Raw genomic sequence first — 20,532 nt, 5'->3', positions numbered from 1 at the left:
TCCGTTTCTCCTCTCTTATTTCGTCATCTTCGCTGCCACTTCAAACAAGTGCTCCCAGACTCCGCCAGAGCCGTTCGTTACTTTTATGCTCCATGTGCCAGGTGTTGTGTTGCCAGAAACATGCCACGTCCACGATACGAGGCCGGATTCGTCCGCCGTCGCGCTTCCCAAGTGTTTCGCCTGGCTTAATCCGCTTTTGTACAAGATCGACAAGTCAACGGCCGTGCCCGGTTTGGTCCGTATAACTAACGTCGCCTTGCGTCCCCGTTGCACAGGATCTGGATTTAAGGAGACGAAATCGACTACGAAAGCCGTCCCATCCCCTTCCTTGGCAATACGTGACTTCGAAGGACTGCCTCCGATCCACGCGCGTTCGCGGGCGGAAGAACGAAGATTGAGCTGCCTTCCGAGAAAAGGCACTTTCATCGGCAAGATATACTCCGCTTCAATCGTTACGTAACCGTCTGAAACATTCTGCTCGTCCGGCAGTCCCACGTTTGTGATATGTATTCGTGAAAGGTCAAGAACGTCTTCGTCTACGAATGTCTTCACTAGTCTCCCGAATGCGATTCGCGCCGCATGTTGCTCCAGTGAAAACGTCCCGTTCGCGGCTTGCTCTGCCCATTCCTTCATCGGGGATGGCAACCATTTTCCGTAGCGTCCAACCGTCTCTCTGACACTCATCCACTTGTCGTTCCAATGTTCGATTTGCTGATTGAGATCGGATTCCCTCGCCCGCTCGATCGCCATGGAAACCGGATACCAAGCCGATGCTGCCTGCCTGGCCGTTTGGGACAGCGCGCCATGAAGGGCCATGGATACTATTGCCGTTTGCACGATAAAGACAAGAAATGCGGCAAACAGCAAGAAGACCGGCATGACCATTGCCGTTTCCAACGTAACGCCGCCGAATTCCGATTTGCCGGTCTCATGTTCTCTTCTAGAGATAAGAGTTATCCGCAACGTAAGTCGCTTCATAACGGTTCCCCTTTATCGTCCCTCCGGCTTGTCCCTGGCGCCCAAGCTTCTTCAATAGACCTGGGTAAAACCACAATCGAAACGAAGCGGTCGCCTCTCCGCTCGCATACGTATAAGCACCGGAAAAATCCACGCCGGACGCATGCTCCATCACGGCAATTATGCGGGCAGTCGTTCCCGATGAACTTCCATGCGCCAAAAGGAACAGCCGCAAATAATCAGCGTAATACGTATCCGTCTTCGCATATTTGGACAATTGGATCTTGCCATCCGCCACAAGCTTACTCATGTCGAGCGTAGCGTTAACGATGCCGTAGACAAGCGCGGCGGCCAGCACGAGCAGCGGATTGCCAAGCGATCGGCTCTCAATCATCCCCTCCATCGTTCGAATAGCTAAACGCAAGCCGAATATTTCTCCGTATGCCGCAGCGATATTGCCGGAAGGATGATTCAGGCCATAAAGAATATACTCCGCCTCCTGAATATGTAGATCGAGCGAAGGGTCCCCGCCTTTGATCAGTTCCTTTACCAAGGAGGGGTCATAGCTGGAGAACCTTGACATCACATATTCCGAAAAAAACATCTGGTCTCTAGCTCCAACAAGCGATATTCCCAGCGCGTCGAACAGCCCCTCTGAAGAGCGGATCGCGTCGTCCCTTCCTTCGAATGGGTCGCTTGACCTGATTACCTTTGCCATTTCACCTTCCGCCTTGTTCCATTCCAGATTCGAGCGATAGAGCTCGTCTGCTCTGGCGAACTTCTCACGCTCAACCTCGTTGCCCGGCACTCCAACAAGCGTACCTATAAAGTTCGCTGCTCCCGCCCATTTCGCTTTTGCAATTTCCTCTTGTTCCTTACGTGCCTTGTCATTAGATCTATGGGCCTCAAGAGCCGCGTCACGCGCTTTCCATACGGCTCCTTCCGCCCCGTAAGAGTGATCGTATGCAGAAATAGCGCTTTTCAACTCACCATTCCCGCCAGTAAGAGATGCCGTCAACCCCGTCGATCCGGGAATAGCTGCGATCAGTGACGACAGAGATGACATCTCCACCGATAAAGCAGCCCCGCTCATCAATAGCTCATCCGCCTCATTCTCAAAGGCATCAAAAAAACTTGTTTCCAGAACCAATTCCTTCGCGGACTGACGAATTTCCTTTATTGTCTCACCTTCAACCGAATCATCCTCGTTTTCGTTCGTAGCCCCCACTGAAGGAACGCTCTCTGTAAGCGAGACAATTGCTTTCAATTCCTCGTTCGCCTGTCGGGCTTCCGATAACGCGAAGTACGCTTTATCCTTGACGGATGCCGCTTCGTCCCTCCAAGTGACCGAATAGCGAATGAGCAACGAAGCCAGTTCCCGTGCCTCCGATTCATATGCCGCGACTGCAGCTTCGTTTCGCGGTCCTTCCTCCGAATCCATCATGAATTGCTCGTCAGTCTCTCCCGCTTCCTCCCTTTGCTTCTTTCTTTGCTCTTTCAATCGCAAAGCTTCGCGCCTTGCTTCATCCTCTGTTCGCTTGACGACATAGTCATCGTAACCGGAGACGACGCCGGCAACTCTGTCTTTCAAGTTTGCGGCTTTGACTGCGACATGTTTTCCGTGCTTTCGCATAACATCTAACGCGTTATCAAACGCCTTCTCCCGGCGCTCGTACGATTTACGAGCTCGTTCCAGCACATCTACCGTCTTTGCCGTCTCCTTCATCGCCCCGGCGACTCCTTTGAACCGGCCGGCAAGTTCGATCGTAAGATCGATCGGCGCCTTGTATTTCATCTCCTCCAGCACTTGTCTCCGAAAGACGCGATGATCGGATAACGGGCGGCTCTCGGTGACACCTGCCTCAGTCCACTTCAAATCCATATACGGGAGAGCGCCTTTGTCATCTTCCGAAACGTTCCCATTCAGCGTCCGTCGGAACAATTCGTCAGCGGCATCCCCGCCTCGGACGAACATCCCGTAGCGATCGAACAATAGTGGGTCGTACGCCGCCAACACCGATCGTACGCCCGACTTGACAGATAATTCGGCTTGCTTGCGGAAGGCGGTAATACGAGCGTAATCGATCAGCAATCCTGCCAGAAGCACGAATGCCGCCGTCGCCGCGACAAAATAAACGGTTACCGCCCCTTCGTTGCTTCGTTTCAAGCTCCGCCCCCCTTTACAGCTTCCCTTTCAACGTTTTTCCAGCCTTCTCCTTATAATCGGCCTCCCCTTCCGGCGAGTCTTTCATTTTTGCCGCATAGTACCTGATGAGTTCGAACGTCCGCAAAAATTCTGTCGGTTCGACGACCAGTGCACTCACATTGACCTTCTTTCCCTCATTCCTACGAAGCCATTTCAGCGGGCCGGGCAATGCCTCTTCCAGCTTCCAAACGCGAATTTCTCTTTTCAAGCCAACATTCCGATATCCCATTTCACCGCTGTCCATCAGTAGACGTGAATCGGACGCCCGCTTGCTTAACTTATCTTTCGCTCCCGAGCCGGAGTTGGTATCCTCCCCATCAGCATGTTCGGCGATGTCGACTTCGACCGTTTCATTGCCAGACGCTAAACCGAAAAGCCCTTTGACGAGCGCATCATCAGTTAAACGCCAGTACAATCCGTCGTATTTCCCTTCTTCGAACGCCCCCGATTTTGTATCTTTCGCGGAATTCGACCAACTGTAAGCTGATCTTTCTGCTGTTACCGTCATTCCGTAATAGACGACGGAGCGATGAAAGACATATAGTGCAAATAAGATCGTAAGGGCAATCATCAGAAACACCCATGGCAATATCGCGGAGGCTTCGAGCGTTACCGATCCCCCTTCGTCCCGACCTAGTTTCTCTTTCTTGCCCCTCGTGATTGTCATGACGCTATTCGAATATCGATTCCGACTTGCCTTCCACGGAATCCATGAGATTTCCCAAAAATTCTAGAATCCAGTCTTTGAACAAGATCGCCATAATAATAAGCACCGCCGCGATCAGTACTAGCTCAAGTGTTCCCAGCCCATCCTCGTCCTCCCACAGCTCGCCTAGCTTTAACGCATTGATCGCACGCTTCCATTGTATCGATAACATATCCATCATCCTTTCGCTGTTTTACATCATCAACACCGCGGGTGCGCCTACAATCGCCATAATAATCAGAAAAATAACCGTTAACGGAAAAGCCATTCGCGAAGATGCCTGCTCAGCCAACGTTCGGGCAACCGCCTTTCGTTTCTCCCACATTTGTCTCGTCAACTCTTTCATCGCTGGAACGAAAGCATCCCCGCCCCTACGGGCGTTGATGATCAACGTCGTCGCGAATAGCTTGACCTCGGGAACTGCGCATCGCCTGCCCATTTCTTCGAACGCAATCGACATGCTCTCTCCTCGGCCGATTGCAGCCAGCGCCGACTTTGCTTCCGCGTATAACGGGTGCTCACGATCGGGAGCTTGGTCTACCGCTTTAGTGAAAGCTTTCATCGCATTCTCCCCAGCGTCGACCATCAGGAGAAGTTTGCTTAGCAAATCCGGCAACGCCAGCAAAATCGTCTGTCTTCTCTTTGCCACAGCCTTTTCCAGCTCTTTCAATCGCAATAAAGGCAAGCTTCCCCCAAGCGCTGCCCCGACGACTAACAAGTTCGGTTTGCCCCCCAACCACGCCAATAAAGCCGTACCCGCCAGAACAAACCAACCCAGGCCGACACTTTCCGCTGTCCAGAAAATGAGCCGTTCGTTCGAACATGAGCCTCCTTGTAACGCTGACAACAGCAGTTTGGGTCTTTGGAGCAAAGGCGATAACTTCAAGGCAATCGGTTTCCATCGAAGCAATTCAACAAACGGATGAACACGAGGATGAAATGGCTTGTCTCTTTCACGACGAACGGCAAGTAACGCAAGCCATAAATAGGCAAGCACAACGACAACAAATGTCACAAGTGCAAGTACCGTCCTCATAATCGGATATCCATTAGCCGCATGATCCAACGGCAACAAACAAGCAGCAACGCCAGGCAAACCGTCAGTAGCAGCAATCCTATACCTCTATGGAGCGGCTCCATATAGTCTGGCGCCATCAAACCAAGAAACCCGACGAATGCGAAAGGCATGACCATCATCATTCTCGCTTCGAACTTCTTCTGCGCCACAAGCACGTCTACTTCGATCTCCACCTCCATTTTCTCACCGATCAACTGTGAAGTTCTTCGGACGATGTCCACCAGGTCCCCTCCCGCTCTCTTTCCGATAACGAATACTTCGGCGAAGCTTCGCGCCTCTTCGAGACCGGATCGTGCGGCGAAATCCTGCAGAGCCACTTCAATCGGTTCTCCGTTCTGCAGACGAATCGAGATGATCCTAAGCTCCGCTAAAAGGTCGGAACGCGAGTCGCCCAGCAGTAACAACAGCTCCTTATCCAGAGCGTGCATAGCATTCTCCACGGATCTTCCTGCCGACAATAGCGACGAAAGCGCGTGAAGCGCCTCTTTGAATTGAAGTCGAAGTTTGTACTGTCTTTTCCCTCCCAGCAACTTGGCGTAATAACGCGGATAGAGCAGCCCCAACGGAGCGGCGAGTAATCCGGCGATCGCATGACGATAGAAAAGCCATGCCGCCGCAAAGCCTATCGTACATCCGAGCGCGATCGCCCAGCTTTTCTCCCCATTGCTTAGCCGATAAACACGATAATCCGTCACGCTGTTACCTCTTCTGTCATGCCTGCCCGCGTTAACTTACGAATATTGCATAAAGAAGCTTTACGTTCCAATCTCCCGTTCATTTTCCCATCCTTACCTCCAGTCTCCTCGAATTGAAATAGCGTAGCCAGCTCAACTTCTCCGTCTTTCATCCCCTTGACTTCACAAATTTCGGCGACCCGCCTTGATGAATCTCTAAACCGATCAAGGTGGATAATGACGTCCAGCGCTGAAGCAATCTGTTTCCTGACGACGCTGATGGGAAGCTCCGCCCCGCCAAGTACCATCGTTTCCAATCGGGAAAGCATATCTTGCGCACCGTTCGAATGACCGGTCGACAAGCTGCCCTCGTGACCAGTATTCATCGCTTGAATGATTTATATAAATAGTCATTAATCAAAATCCGACAAAATAGTTTCCCCTAACACGTAGCTCCACATTTGCTCTTAAGTAGCTTGCTTCTTTAAAAATCACTGTCTCCTCATCAAAGCATTGAATCGGCAACGTAAGTTCTAGTTCTCCTTTAAACCACACGTCAACATTAATTTGATTTCTCATACAACATTCAAGTTGCTCATCATTTACTACTCGAATGTACCTCTTCATGAATTCCCATCTCCTCATTTGAACGCAAAAAAAGCACTCGTAAACAGAGAGGTTTTATACCTCTTCTGTAAACGAGTGCTTCTCGTGTATATATTCAAACTACAATAAATTGGATGATATTGTCAACATCGAACGTATCTATCTTATTTAAGATCTAAAGGCATTAGTGTATCTGGATCTAGATATTCATCCTCACCTATATAAAAATGCTTACCAATATAATCACTAGCAATTTGAGATGCAGATACACCCATGAATTTCCAAAATATTTTCCTTTCTTCTGGCAAGTATATACCACGACTACGCAACGTCGCTATATCTCCTTCATCTTCATCGTTTGTACAAAATACAATTTTGTCTATTATTCTTCTTACTGTCTGATTATCTAAATTGTCTAAATCAATTTCTGATAGGCTAGTTCTGAAATCTTCGTATTGACATATGATCTTCTTCTTTTCATCATCCACATGGTGCAGTTTATATAAATTATCTTCAATATCTGTTTTCTGCAAATTAACCCTACTTGCACGTTCAGCAAACTCATTTTCTTGTATATAACCTTTTGTCCATGCGCTCATATTCATATCTGCTTCAATCTTTAATTCCTTTAATTTTTCTTGGTACTCTGATAACTTTTTATCTATGTCGCTAGTATCTAATTGTAATCTAAGATATTCTCTCAGCAATCCTTTATGTTTGTGATCGTTCGTCCTAAACTTAATTATTTCTTCTTTAACCCATTCTAAAATTTCTTCTTCACGTTGAAGGTTTCTGTATTTGCACATGCCTGTTTTATCATTATTCGAACAAAACCAGTATCTGTGAATTTTCCCACTACTACTTTTTTGCTTTTTAAACCTAAGTGGGCTGTCACAATTTCCGCATCTTAATAAATTGCTAAAGATGTGCGCCCCTGAATATCTTTCGCCAGTTTTATTAATACCAATTCTTACTTTGCGCTTTCCTTTACTTCCAGTTATTTCATCTTCAACTTCAATTTCTTTATACTTGAAGTCACCAAACATCTCAAAACGTTCTTGTTTTAACTTTTGTACTCTATCGAATATATAGGAATCGATGATTTTTAAATTGTGATCTTCATATCTAATTTGTTCGTCAATTGGAATAGGTTCAATGATATCTAGTTGAGGATCTTTTTTGCGTGTTCGATGTAGCCATACTTCCCCATTGTAAATACAGTTACTTAATATTTTGCTTATTATACTTTGATCCCACTTCTTTGCCCCTCTTTTACGCGAAACATTTTTCTTGTTCATGTATTTTGCAATTTTGCTTAAACCCCAACCGCGATCCAAATATAAGTCAAATATTCTTTTTACAAATATCGCTTCATATCTGTTTAATATTAATTTGCCTTCAATTATGTTGTATCCAAACGGTTCTCTGCCTGACCAGATACCTTTTTTTTCGGCTGCAATGTACTTTCCTTTTTGTACGCTCATTGACTTCAACCGTGATTCTTCTTCAGCCAAGCCAGCGAATATCAAAAGTTTGAAGTTATCATTTTGATCTAGTGTATTAATTTTAACATCTTCAAAATAAACCCCAACATTGTACTTGCGTAAATCGCTAATTGTGTCCAGTATATCCTTAACGTTGCGTCCAAATCTGCTAATACTACGAGTATAAATCATATCAAATTTTTTTAGCTTTGCGTCTTCGATCATCTTTAAAAAAGCTTTCCTGTATTTCTTTGATTTGTACCCTGATATCCCTTCGTCAATATAGTACCCTCTTCTAGGTAGTAACTTTCCATCACGACTGTAATAAGCACCGCATTCAACATTCATCTTTAATCTGTTTTTATCGAAGTAATCAATCCACCAATCTTCCTGATTTTCCATCGCAGAGGATTGAGAATCGCTATCCGTTGAAACCCTGCCATAAAAAGTACAAACCATATTTCCACCGCCATAATAATAGTTATTCATATAATATGGCAATATTGGAGTCAACACAATATACCAAAAAGCCGCACGGGCTTCGCTATTGCCGTTTCCGAGACAGGCGGAGCAGGCTTTAATGACGGCAACAGCGCAGAACATAAAGAAGATCGCTCTCCACCTGGCCAAGATGGCCAAGTAGAGAGCGATTATTGTTTGTCACTGCTTCGCACCTGAACCGTTCGTCTCAAGTGTATCTTTAATCACGAAAAAGTGGCTTTTCTAAACAGTCTGACCGCCGAAATTGGCGGTTATTTTATTTCTACAGTTATGATTTTATTGAACAACTACGGTTTCTTGTGTGTTTTTAAGGCAATCTACTTTCCCCTTATTAATTGCTGCTACAATTTGAGATGCCAGTACATTATTATTGGGTGAAAGAATGACATTGCTGACGCTTCCTAATTCATTGTTGAATTCAATTCTGACATAACTCTCATTTTTCTTTAAAGCGAAGGCCAGTATACCAGTTAAAAGTATTCTACTAACAGTTAACGATTCTTTTGTTTCCACCGCGCTTACAACAATGCTTTCCATCGGAATTTCAAAAATTGGTTTTAGTGGGTTCAATAAAGCGTTAATATTATTAAGATATACAATCTTATCAAAACAAATATGTAGAACTCCGCCTTTTACTTCTCTAACATCTACAAGTGGATGCCCACCAATGTACCAGATTTCTTTATAAGAGAAGAGTACACCGTTTAAATTTTCCTTTGTTTTGTTGATCTTATTTGTTTCAGATTTTCTTATATGATATTGAATTACAATACCAAGAAACAGAATAATCAAAACAAGATAAACCATTATTAGCATCTCTCCATTCCATGATTTGCCAATATATTTCGGCACACGTGTGAGCTGTTAAGAGACGTATGTATTTAACCCTTTTTAGTATTTGCCCGAATATCATGAAGGATTTTAATCACTTCGCCAAATCCGACAAATAATATTCCGCTAATGAAAGATGAAAGTATTAAGGCTCCCCCATACACCCATCTTAAAGGATGAGGATCAGGATCATAGCTGCTTGACGATGTAGGGTCTGTCATTGTAAAACCAATTATTACACCAGCAAGGATACCAATTACCATTACACACATTCCTATTTGATGAATCATATCTGCAATCTTATTTTGACCTGATTGACTTGACTCCAATTTCAATGTTGTTTGTTGTTCATTATTCTCCAAGATTTTTTCTAACTCTGTAGACATGCCCCTACCCCCTCTTCTTCTGTGCTGATAAAAATGATATAAAGAAATTCAGGATTGAAATTGCTCCTAGAAGGGTAAAAACGGAACTCCATTTTAAATATGAATATATGGAATCTATGTTGTCAGTTCCAAAAGCATCAAAGTCAACTAATACTATTAGTAATTGACCCAAAACAAATAGAATAGAACCAATTATGGCTAAATTTGTAGCTAGTCTTAATTTCACACTTTTTCCTCCATTCTTTAAATGCGAATTTGAATTCGTAATACCCCGGCATATGTGATACGGTTATAGCCCATCCTCCTTCTCTTTTGACTTCTAAGCCTATCAGACCATATGAATAGTACAAATGACACCCTAAATATACCACGATAACCTAAATTTTTACACTACAGGAGCCAATTTAAAATCAATTTGTCGATATTACTAACTACATCTGCAATCGATTGCCGAATTCAAATGGAGCCTGGAAAAACAAGAAATAAGCTTATGACAACTTGTCACAAGCTTAAGTACAAAGTCGTCTGGATCGGACCCAAAGCATTTCAGAGCCTAGATAAATGCTGGATGGCATGTTGACATGTCTCGAAGCAAATTGGGAGAATATATCCTCTTTAAGCAGCCCTATTGAGAGCTTGTATCGGCCTTCACCTCAGTTGGTTAGAGCGGTAGCCTCATTAGCGATTTGTCACAAGCTCGAATCCTGTCTACCATACTTGCGTTTTCTGCTATAATTGAAATAAAAGGATTGGATCATTTTGGTGAAGATGATAACAAGTTACCACACGAATTTGAAGAATCTAAATTCGAATGGTTGGTATGTCACATATGTTAAAAATAAGACTAGGGTCTATGATTGGTTCACATATTTTGTATTAGTTACAAACGTCGAACTCCAGCCTGATGCGGTTTATTGGGGAGATGACCGAGAGGAAATTAGAAGTTTGTTCAATGTATAATGAAAGGGTTATTTATGCAAAGGGGGATATGTTGATGAAAATTGTAAGGATAGGTTACGGAATGGATGAAGTGCCAACCAGGACTATATTGGTTTACGTATTGTGAATGATGGAGTGCCTAAGTTTGAGGTCAGATTAAGTGGAACGGCTACTGCTGTTATGGATGCAAATAAAAGCATATATGGCGAACCTTTTGATTGGCTTGAACAAGTAGCACTTGCTATCAATAGCACAGATGAGGTGGATGGATTTTGTTATATTTGCATCGACTCAACACTGATCAATGATAAACCATCAATTATAAAGAACTGGCGAAAGTACGTGAATTGACTGTTTCATAATGAATAGGAGTGAGATTGTGATTAAATACAACTATGCAAACAAACTTTCGAATGATGAAATCAATGTGATTTGGAGAAAGTTGAACAATGATGGGGAAATAGAACACGTTTTCTCATACACTGAAAAATTTGCTGAATTATTAAGTGATCCAGCTAAAGCAAGAGAAGTAAACCGCGAAGACCGTCTAGAAATTGAAGAGTGGTATGCGAAATGTGAAATAGCATTACGTAAGATGGTGAACAATGTTCGTTATTCTAACGAACAAAGAGATAAATTTTTAGAGCGTTACACTAAGTGTATAAAGCTATCAGGCCACATTAATCAAAGATCAGTCGCTGATTAATAATGTAGATAAAATGGCTATTTCAAAATAAGGGGTGATTTCTAGTGAGTTTCGTTAGTGTTGTTATTGATAAGTTTTTTTGTAGTGTAATGACTGATGGTAGGGTTTGTAATCTCAATGGAGATGTCCTTACCGAAGACTTTAAAAAATTCAGAAGTTACCATAATGATTCGTCATTTATTGCATTTTCCGGGACACAAGGATTTGGGGAATATATTCTTGATAATATAGAGTTTAATGAAAATCGATTTGATCAACTATCAGAATCACTGAAAGTTCTGATTTCGAGTCAGGAAGTAAGGGAGCAGATTTCCAATAATCCAACAGTTAGTGTGAATCTCATCTTCGGTGGTTTAAATTCAAGTAAAAAGTTCGAAATCTATACTTGGGATTCTAAAAAAATGAAAGTCGATAAGCATTCAATTCCCAATGTTTTGTTTATTGGTGTTGATGATGTTTTGTTGGAATCAGCATATTCGGTATACAAGCAAGAATTGAATCAAAGAAAACATGTGCAGGCTTCCGACTATGCTATAACTCAAGAGATCATTAATAATTTTATAGCTGATAAGAGTCAATATGTTAATAAAAATACCTATCAACTAATTATTAAAAGATCATAAAATGGTTCATTCATGATGAGGGAGAGAGAATGTCTTGGACGTTAACGAAAAGATTGTTGAGGCGTGGCTGACAACAAAAAACTTTTTTATGATGAGCACAATCGACTACGCTCAGTTTCATAAAGACATTGATATCTTGGCTGTTAACGTTGCTGATAAAGTGATTTGGGACTGTGAAGTGAAAATTCGAACGGGGTCAACAAAGATATCGGAAACAACCAGGAAAAGAGCTGGATTTGTTCATATTCGTGATCAACTGAACAATCAAGAACGAGATGATAAAATCAGGGAAATTATCGGCAATGATCATGATTACGAAATAAGCAAAAGGTTGATTACTACTTACAGTTATTTTGGTTCACCTAAAAATAGGGCTAAGTGGATGGCGAAATTTAATGCAGAGAACATCGAAGTCATGTTCATTGAGGACATGGTACATGAACTCGAAGAAACGGCAAAAGGGTTGGCCTTGTCAAAGAATGAAGTAATTCAGATTCTAAGGCTGCAAAATATAAAGAATAAGAGAAGATGAAAGGCATGTTTTATGCCAATCGGAGGTTGATAAGGTGAAGGAAGTATTGGTTATCGTGAGTAACCCGGAGAATGGTTGTTGGCGGTCTTCGAGGCACTCCTAAACCGCCAAACAGATGGCTTGTGCTATTCTTTATTATTGTATTTATGGTAGTGATGTCTTTGATAACCAGATGAAATCATGAAGGTAAGGAAGCCGATATGAATATAGTTATCCGTGACTTGTGCTTCTGGCAAATATGATGTTATTTCACATTTGCTACTTGGTAAACATATTGGTGCGAGCCCGTCATATTTATACGAAGTCTGATGCTCTTATGTACTCCAAGCTTGATGATGCTATCCCCCCTGAGGGTAACTGAGTTATCTTCAAATCGACCATCGAAAAAAATAACCTTGATGCGTGGGTGGAAGTGCTTCAGCCCCTTCGACACAACAACTAACCCTGAATAATGTAAACCCACCCCGGCTAGACCTTCTCATTATCTCCCCATATCCCCCTCATACTCTTTAATACTCCTATTTCCTAATATATAAAATCCATTGAAATGCCAATTTCATTTGTGCTGTCGGTTCTAAATTATTAATCTGGTGTTTAAAGTAATTCCTTTCCTTGAACCCATACCTCTCATTCAAATGCTCAACTAATCCTGATATAGAATCTCTTAAGAAACCCTAAAAACTGAGCTTCCTTACCTTCTGACTCAAGTGTAAAGACGGAACAAACTATATAGTCATCCCTATTGTAGTTTGTCATCATCAAGGCGAATGAAGCAGCCACACTGCCTATTCCTGATTTTTTCCCAACGTATGACTTGAAATCATCATCTCTTGGGTTCGTTACTGCCAGAATAATTATCACGATGCCCCAAAATATCAGACCTCTTATCGACGATTTATTTTCAGATGGAGTAATCTGAGGTGTTTGCTTTAAAGGTGGTTCTTTAATTTCATAGTAAGTGATAATGTTCCACTCCTAATCTCCATTTGAACTCATATATGAATACATTTCCTCAATACCAGAATTCGACATTTAAGTATTTTTTCCTTCAATCTGTTCAAAACAAAAGCCCTCACAAAGAGGACTTATTAATCTCAGCGTATATTGATGATCTAGGGACTCCTGTCAGCTTTGATATGTCGTTTACGCTCATTCCATTAGCATCACGCTCACTATAGAGTTTTAACGCTCTTGCAATGTCCTTCTTATCTTTGCTTGGTCTGCCCATGTGTGTACCTTTCTCTTTGGCTCGCGCACGTCCCTCTGATGTCCTCTCATTGATCAATTCACGCTCAAACTGTGCGAATGAGCCTAGAATATTAAACAGAAGAGAGTGCATAGAGTTGGGCTTAGTATCGACCTTAAAGGTCATGTCTTCCTTTAGAAAGCGCACATTGACCCCTTTAGCAAGCAACTCTTTCACAATCTTGTCTAGATCGCTGATACTTCTTGCAAGTCGATCTATCTTAGCAACAACAAGCGTATCCCCTGAGGATAATAGTTCCATTGCTCTCTGTAGCTCAATTCGGTTGTTAGTGGACTTACCGGAAACCATTTCTTTAAACGTGTAGCTGCATCCCGCTTCCTCCAGCAATTGTTCCTGCGTCTCCAAACCATTATCTTGTCCGCTTGTGCTGACCCTAGCATAGCCATAAACCTTTCCCAACATAATCACCATCCCAATTTTCGTCCACATGTTTTAGAACTTCTGTACTTTTAATTATAGACTAACTTTTGGACAAATTCAAGTATAGAAGTTTTAGACTTTTAGACAATGTTTCAGGATGTGCAAAAATGTTAAGTTTTAGACGTTTGAATTATCATCGTCAATGCATCGAAAAAAGTCATATCCAAAAAAGGAAATTTGCACATTTCTCAAAAACCGTATACTAAAACATAATAATGATTTTTCCTCGAATGATAAAAGGATTATTATCATTCTCTACTATCAGTTAAATTAATATCGTAATTGTAACAATCGCAGCTACACAGATATGTTAATTCCTAAAAAAAAAGGGAGTAGGATAACATTCTCTCCTACTCCCGCTTAGATAGCAAATTGTGCTGTAGATCAGATTATTATTCGGACAAAAAGATAAACCGCATGAAGTTGTTACACTCACATTTGGTCAAGTAATGATGATTATCGCAGAAGTTTTTCTTTTATATAATCAACACATTCAAGCATTATAGGCTCAAGCTCAAGTACTTCCGAAGTTCTCTTTTCCCATATTGGATTTGACCAATTTAACTGTTCAATCAACATTAATGCATATTCATTTCCATACCACCCTAAATCAAGAACATACATATCTTGGTTGTATGAAACCTGAAACAAATCTTCTTCATGCATATAGTTTTGATTATGTGTTTCATTGTAAGTAATTATGCCTGGGCTAAAGTCAATTCTCTCAAACACATTATCTCTCCTCTAAGCATTTTTTAAATAGGCTTTTGCTTCTTCTTCGCTAATAGGGTGTCCATGTATTGTTCCTCCACTTTCTTTGACTACAACATAATTCGTTTCCTTACCGAGATAAGCACCGACAACATCATCATACTTAAGTATTTTCCATATTGACCCGTCACTGTTTTTCACAGTTGTACCTTGATCCCACGCAATTCTTTCCAGCATTTCGTTATCGATCCCAGGCTTATACTTTGCTGGACCAGTTTTAGTACTTTCAATAGCTTTTTTGTCCCATTTCACTTTACTATCAAGAGTGTGCTTTTTTTTATAAGAGCTCCAATTAATGTCTTGTGTTTTCTTAAGCTTATTGTAGTACGATGCAGCTTCTTCTCCACTTTTGAACGTCAGTTTACCCACTTTAAGTACATATGAACCGGGAGCAAAAGGTACAATTGCGGCAGCAATATCCCACGCTAAATAACCTGCGTTGCTCCAGCTAGGGTCTTTCCAAAAATCAACAGCGCTCCATCCAATACTAATAATATCAGCGATTGTTTCCCAAAAATGTCCCGTAGGATCAGTATAGATTAACGGATTATTCCCAACATACGTATAAAGATTCAGCGTCAATGGATTATTAATTTGTCCCTCATACGTATCCTCTGTAATAAATCGACTAATTGAAGGGTCATAATATCTCGCTCTTAGATAATAGAGACCCGATTCATCGTCATAAATTTCTCCACTATACTTAAAGGGGTTCGAAATCGTTTCAGTCGATTGGGTAATGTTGCCCCAAATGTCAAAGTCATAAGTGTTCAACGATATCCCGTTACTATCGCTTAACTTCACAACATCCCCATGACCATTATACCAATAATAGCCGCCTTTGTTTGCGCTGTAATCTTTGCGGAATATCAGTTCATTTCCCCAAATATTACGAGCCTTTACGTTACCTGTGGAATCCAGTTCCTCAATTACTCGACCATTAAAATATACATAGCGCGTCAGTTCGTTGTTAGTCGTCTTTGTTGCACGTAGTCCATCGCTATAGTAAGTATACGAAGCTGTTGTACCTGTTTTGTTGAATGTTTTAAGCTGGTTTATTGCGTTGTAAGTATAAGTTGAGCCATTTGCGGTTAAACGATTTCCACGATTATCGTACGTGTAGTTTATCGTTCCGCTTGTCACAGTCGATTGTTGAACCCTATTTACGCTATCGTAAGTGAACGGATTTGTGGTTCCGTTTCGTGAGATGCTTGAGATATTGCCTTTATCGTCATAAGTATATACATTAATCGAAGCCGCTGGATTGGACTCCTGTTGTATACGGTTCAGTTCATCATATAAGTAACTGTAAGCTGCTCCATTACGATTAATACTATTAATATTCCCCATTCCATCGTAGCCGAACGATTCAACCCAGTTCGGGGTTGTACTGTTGTTATAATGATTAACTGCTGTTAGCTCGCCAAATGCATCGGTTTTCTTATCTTGGTTTTGACCGTTCGGATAAATGATTGTATATTTATTCTCATTGTTGCTTACGGTATAGGAATAGTTAACCGGTGTAATGCCCATTTCCGAATAGGACACAGAAGACATTCGGTTCAAATTATCGTACCCGTATGTCACTACCTTTCCATCGGGATAAGTTAACGTATTCATCCGATCAAAACCATCAAATCCAAAAGAATAATTGCGACCAGCGACGGTTTGAGTATCCATGCGCTTCCATTGGTCATAATGGTAGGCTAAAGATTCGTTTTCGCTGCTTGTTAAACCTATCAACAGTCTTGTGGTCGGATCAAAGGTGTTTTGAGACCAATAGACTTCAGTTCCAGATTGATTTTTTACAGACAATCGATTTTGTTCGTTATACGGTGTGTATGTGTAGTTATACGATTGTAAGTCTTTGTCCGTATATAATTCTATAATACCATTTGCTTTGTATTGATATTTTTCTTGATTCCCAGCAGCATTGGTTTCCATAAGTAGCCAACCCGCCTCGTTGTATATGCTTTGTTTTTGCAATTGCCCATTAATATACCAAGCAACCATTAGACCTAATCGATTATAAACATACTCGTAAATTTGTCCTTTTTCGTCTTTGATGTAGATAAGATTACCCAATGCATCGTATCCATATTGGGTAGTTTGAGTTACTCCTTGCGATGTCACTTGTTTTTGAGAAACTTTTCCAAGAGGAGTATATGAGTAATTTATTGTTCTTAATTTAGTTTGGCTCTTTTCAATTTGCTTTACTGTTCTACCGGCTTTATCTTTGTAAGTCCAGGTTTCTTTTCCGTCAGGTTCTACTACTTTAATTGTGTCTTGCAAATAAGTATATGATCCATCAATTGCATAAGCAGTGTTCGAATAGAAATAATTAGTCTGTTGACCAAGTGCATCAGTTTTGCTTTTTACTGCTCCATTTGCTCCATAGCTATAGTTGGTGGCTTTTGAAACATCAGCAAAAGGCAACGAAGTTGTGATCAATTTGCCTGTGTTGTCAGTTAAGTTTTTTAAAATGGTTTTAGTTTCGCTGCCTACACTACGTTTTTGAGTTTCAATTTCTCCGTATGGAGTGTAGCTTGTAATTTGCCTCTCACCATCATGAAGTGTTTTTGTAAGGGTACGGGTAATATCGTTGTAATTATAGGTTGTCGTTCTTGGTGTCGCACCAACAAACGAAGGAGACGGTGTGAATTTTTCCGACAGTATTCGATCTTTAAAATCATATTGATATTCTGCTTTACTTCCATCAGGGTAAGTTATTAATGCTAAGCGGTCTAGTTTATCATATTGATAAGAAACAGATACAGGAATTGCAGCTTGCCCGGAAGCCAACGTTGCATTTGTCGTTTCTTTTGTTACATGGAAACCTTTGGAGTCATACTCAAGATTAGTCTCAGTGACTATATTATTATTATCAAATTGAGCTCCGGACCCAGTCTCTTTAATTTTGGTTGGTACCTTAAAGCTATTATAATTCAAATATTCAATTATCATTGTATCGCTTTTAACTTGAGTTCCATCCAATGGATTACGATACGTACTTTTTTTGGTTACTTTTGCAAGTGTGCCGTCAACATTGTAAGCGGAAGTCTCTTCGTTTATAGTTATTCCGTCACTTGAAGTATTTTTCAAATAGCTGATTTGATGGAATGGACCATTATATTGATAATTAGTCTTATTTCCAAGAGAATCCTCTTGATAGATGACAAATCCCGATGCATCATATTCATTCTTGTTTAATGTAGCATAGTTTGATAGTGTAACAGGCAATGAACGACTATTCCCAGACATTAAGAAATCCTTAATAGTTTGGGGTTTAGGATCGTTCGTACCTCCGATGTCAAAATGTTTCGATAGATAAGGTTGTACTTTTCCTGGATCGTATTGGAATGAAGTAACTTCCGATTTAATAGTAGTATATCTGGTATTGCTCTCATTCAATTCAATACTGTTACTTAGAGTATCAATCGCTCTTGTAAAAGAATCTGTAACTTTTAACCCACGATCCAATGAATGGTAATTAAACTTATTTGATACGGTGAATGAACCTAAATTATTACGAAGAACATTTGAAATCTGATCTCCAGATCGATAAGAACTGATATTACTTAAACGAAAATCTCCATACTCCCCACCCTTCTTAGGGCTATTCCAGATCTCTTGAGTTTTTGTTGAATCTATGTCGAGTGATAACTGAGAAATTTTTTGTTCTCCTGATCCGTTTGTATATTTGAAAAAAACATTCACTAATGGGTGATAACCTATGTATGTGAGTGCAAATGGATCAAGATATAATCTAGTCGTACCACGGTTAATATCACTACTTAAAAAATCCGACGAATCCCACCAACTTCTATTATATGAACGATATTGATATTGTGTCGTGAAACCAATATCATCTTGAACTTCTTTTAGAAGTAAGTATTGGATCTCCCCATACCTTCTTTTATCTTGATTTAACACATAATAACTTTCGCTTCGGTAGTCTAAGACTGGAGCATTGTTATTTGTAATATACATGTAATCATCTTCAAAGTTAAAATCAGCTAAAGTCGTACTTGTTCCTACATCGAAATATGTGTATGTTTTCAATGTTTTTTGAGCGATGTTATCTGATACTGAATCTAATTGATACCATGAATACTGTTTGAGATTTAAATAGCATTCATTAAAATTATTATCACAATATCTCATGTTTATCCAAACTTTATCAAACAATCTTGAGTTATACTTTATTGATTTTAATAGCACTCCACTAGCATCGTACACCTCGAAACCAGTAATTTTTTGTTTTATATTAACAGTTCCTACAGGATCGTAATTGACTTTTACCGTACGTCCAACAGAATCGGTAATTAAATAATGAGATGTATTATTTGTGTATGTAATCTTGTCTCCAAATATATTAGTTTTCGAAATAATGTGACTATCATCAAACTTATAAGTTATAGTGTCGTCAACCGTTAACAAATAATAACCATCTGCTGATATAGCTAATTTTACATTCCTATCTGGTTGATTATAAGGATGGTCAGATTGCAAATTTCTAAATTCAAAAGTCTCACCATTCTCTAAAGTAATTGAATAGGTTCGATATTCTGGTTGTTGCCTATTGTAATATGTGTATGTAATGCCATTTGTACCGACTGCATTTTTTGATTGAATATTTTTTATAAAATCGATTCTTTTGAAAGTCGGTATATTTAAACTCCAACCCACAGCTATATAATTATCCTCGTAACCAGGATTAAAATTGTCGGTAACAAAGTTAAGCATTCCATCTTCCATACCAGTACCAGGACTATAATCTGCCCCATCAGCAAAAATCTCTGAATATGCTCCTGTCAAGGTCGGTTCAGAAATTTTTGAACTTAGTGAATTATATCTACGTTCAAGAAAAAAGTCTAAACCATGCTTACCAGGTAGATAGAGGTCAACATCATTTTGAGAGCTTGTTTTGTATATTGGATCATAAATAGAATCTATACTTACATTATAGTGAATAGGGTTTTGTTTCTCAGTAAAAGTATAGTTTGGGGAACCAGTGGTTACTTTTAGAGAAGAAAGTTCTTGACCAATTTTCTCTTTCTCTTTCTCTTTCATCTCTTTTTGTAGAATTGGAAGAGGAGTCAAGTTCTTAAGTAACATAGTATTGTCATTCGACATACCATTCAAAATTCTTTCAATTTCATTATTATTAAGTGAAAGAACTGTAGATTTTTGAGATTCATTTAATAGTTCCATTAATTCAGGATAATAATATGCGGCTACTTCAAGCATTTCGACGGAAAACTCACTCTTAATTCTAGAAAAAACTTCATTGCTAAACTGACCCTGATTGATTACAGCTTCTTCTTCTTGATTCGTTGAGGCACTTATTTCAATTGGGGCACTTACTTCAACACCCTCTGACTTCCCTTCAGCAAAAACGGGAACTGAACTTTGAACCAGAAACAAGCACATTGCTACAGGTAATAAACGTTTTCTGATTGACGCAAACATGGATTCTTCTCCTTTTTCTGGATACAGGATAACATCCTAACAAGATTATCAAATTTACCATAGGGAAATCCAAACATAAAACATCCAATTTGTAATAATATGGATTGACAAGTAAAAATTAAGCCAAGTATTCGACGAAGAACCAGGGATATTGATTAATCAGGAATAAAAAAGAAGTTGTAATTATGACAACTCCAGACTGTTTAAGAAAGCCACTTTTTCGCGGTTTTAAAACACTTGAAAAGGACGAGACGAACGAATTCAATTTCAATGTCGTCTCAAATAATAGTCACCCTTGACTTAGGCTTCTTTATGCTGTTCCTTCTCGGGAACCGATTCGCAAACAAGAAAGAGCAGGACAACAATAATGTCC

General features: G+C 40.4%; 18 protein-coding genes. 3 read left to right on the top strand and 15 right to left on the bottom strand.

Going from position 1 to position 20,532, the window contains the following annotated elements:
- Positions 1-15: 15 nt before the first annotated feature.
- The 12 genes from ACFPOF_RS02070 to ACFPOF_RS02015 form a co-directional block, all read right to left on the bottom strand.
- Entirely contained in the window at positions 16-978 is a 963-nt protein-coding gene (locus tag ACFPOF_RS02070) for a TadE family protein (RefSeq protein WP_378129130.1), read from the bottom strand.
- On the bottom strand, positions 941-3,124 hold the full coding sequence (locus ACFPOF_RS02065) for a hypothetical protein (protein WP_378129128.1): 2,184 nt from the start codon (positions 3,122-3,124) through the stop codon (positions 941-943). Before ACFPOF_RS02065 ends, ACFPOF_RS02070 begins: the two co-directional genes overlap by 38 nt.
- Before the next feature lie 13 nt (positions 3,125-3,137).
- The gene (locus ACFPOF_RS02060) at positions 3,138-3,830 is read right to left on the bottom strand and encodes a TadE family protein (RefSeq protein ID WP_378129126.1); all 693 of its coding nucleotides are present in this window, start codon (positions 3,828-3,830) and stop codon (positions 3,138-3,140) included.
- Between the two features lie 4 nt (positions 3,831-3,834).
- Complete coding sequence (locus tag ACFPOF_RS02055) at positions 3,835-4,041, bottom strand: Flp1 family type IVb pilin (protein ID WP_378129124.1); 207 nt, start codon at positions 4,039-4,041, stop codon at positions 3,835-3,837.
- 21 nt (positions 4,042-4,062) lie between these two features.
- Complete coding sequence (locus ACFPOF_RS02050; protein WP_378129122.1) at positions 4,063-4,905, bottom strand: type II secretion system F family protein; 843 nt, start codon at positions 4,903-4,905, stop codon at positions 4,063-4,065.
- Entirely contained in the window at positions 4,902-5,642 is a 741-nt protein-coding gene (locus ACFPOF_RS02045; protein ID WP_378129120.1) for a type II secretion system F family protein, read from the bottom strand. The genes ACFPOF_RS02050 and ACFPOF_RS02045 overlap by 4 nt, the downstream gene beginning before the upstream one ends.
- Positions 5,639-6,007, bottom strand: a complete 369-nt coding sequence (locus ACFPOF_RS02040) for an ATPase, T2SS/T4P/T4SS family (protein WP_378129118.1) — start codon at positions 6,005-6,007, stop codon at positions 5,639-5,641. The genes ACFPOF_RS02045 and ACFPOF_RS02040 overlap by 4 nt, the downstream gene beginning before the upstream one ends.
- A 31-nt stretch (positions 6,008-6,038) precedes the next feature.
- Positions 6,039-6,248 carry a hypothetical protein gene (locus ACFPOF_RS02035; protein WP_378129116.1) on the bottom strand — a complete coding sequence of 70 codons (210 nt, stop codon included), beginning with the start codon at positions 6,246-6,248 and terminating at the stop codon, positions 6,039-6,041.
- 143 nt (positions 6,249-6,391) lie between these two features.
- The gene (locus ACFPOF_RS02030) at positions 6,392-8,170 is read right to left on the bottom strand and encodes a recombinase family protein (RefSeq protein ID WP_378129313.1); all 1,779 of its coding nucleotides are present in this window, start codon (positions 8,168-8,170) and stop codon (positions 6,392-6,394) included.
- Between the two features lie 318 nt (positions 8,171-8,488).
- On the bottom strand, positions 8,489-9,019 hold the full coding sequence (locus ACFPOF_RS02025) for a hypothetical protein (protein WP_378129114.1): 531 nt from the start codon (positions 9,017-9,019) through the stop codon (positions 8,489-8,491).
- 74 nt (positions 9,020-9,093) lie between these two features.
- Positions 9,094-9,429: a hypothetical protein gene (locus ACFPOF_RS02020; protein ID WP_378129112.1), complete on the bottom strand. Its 336-nt coding sequence runs from the start codon at positions 9,427-9,429 to the stop codon at positions 9,094-9,096.
- Positions 9,430-9,433: 4 nt separating this feature from the next.
- Entirely contained in the window at positions 9,434-9,655 is a 222-nt protein-coding gene (locus ACFPOF_RS02015; protein ID WP_378129110.1) for a hypothetical protein, read from the bottom strand.
- A gap of 1,092 nt (positions 9,656-10,747) precedes the next feature.
- On the opposite strand from ACFPOF_RS02015, the gene ACFPOF_RS02010 reads away from it, so the two are divergent.
- From ACFPOF_RS02010 to ACFPOF_RS02000, 3 genes are read left to right on the top strand one after another with little or no spacing between them, the layout of a single operon-like run.
- Complete coding sequence (locus ACFPOF_RS02010) at positions 10,748-11,074, top strand: hypothetical protein (protein ID WP_378129108.1); 327 nt, start codon at positions 10,748-10,750, stop codon at positions 11,072-11,074.
- A gap of 44 nt (positions 11,075-11,118) precedes the next feature.
- Positions 11,119-11,697 (top strand): hypothetical protein, encoded by a 579-nt coding sequence (locus ACFPOF_RS02005; RefSeq protein WP_378129106.1) that lies wholly within the window; start codon positions 11,119-11,121, stop codon positions 11,695-11,697.
- A 34-nt stretch (positions 11,698-11,731) separates the two neighbouring features.
- Positions 11,732-12,229, top strand: coding sequence for a hypothetical protein (locus ACFPOF_RS02000; RefSeq protein ID WP_378129105.1), 498 nt, complete (start codon positions 11,732-11,734; stop codon positions 12,227-12,229).
- A 1,072-nt stretch (positions 12,230-13,301) separates the two neighbouring features.
- On the opposite strand, the gene ACFPOF_RS01995 is transcribed toward ACFPOF_RS02000, so the two are convergent.
- From ACFPOF_RS01995 to ACFPOF_RS01985, 3 genes are all read right to left on the bottom strand, one after another.
- Positions 13,302-13,925 carry a recombinase family protein gene (locus ACFPOF_RS01995; RefSeq protein ID WP_378129103.1) on the bottom strand — a complete coding sequence of 208 codons (624 nt, stop codon included), beginning with the start codon at positions 13,923-13,925 and terminating at the stop codon, positions 13,302-13,304.
- 447 nt (positions 13,926-14,372) lie between these two features.
- On the bottom strand, positions 14,373-14,648 hold the full coding sequence (locus tag ACFPOF_RS01990) for a hypothetical protein (protein ID WP_378129101.1): 276 nt from the start codon (positions 14,646-14,648) through the stop codon (positions 14,373-14,375).
- A 12-nt stretch (positions 14,649-14,660) separates the two neighbouring features.
- Positions 14,661-20,159 carry an RHS repeat domain-containing protein gene (locus ACFPOF_RS01985; RefSeq protein ID WP_378129099.1) on the bottom strand — a complete coding sequence of 1,833 codons (5,499 nt, stop codon included), beginning with the start codon at positions 20,157-20,159 and terminating at the stop codon, positions 14,661-14,663.
- Positions 20,160-20,532 lie beyond the last annotated feature (373 nt).

Origin of the sequence: Cohnella soli (assembly GCF_042655525.1) — a bacterium.
Lineage (GTDB): Bacteria > Bacillota > Bacilli > Paenibacillales > Paenibacillaceae > Cohnella > Cohnella soli.
Note: the sequence above shows the minus strand (reverse complement) of the source record. Positions and strands in the feature narration are given on the sequence as shown.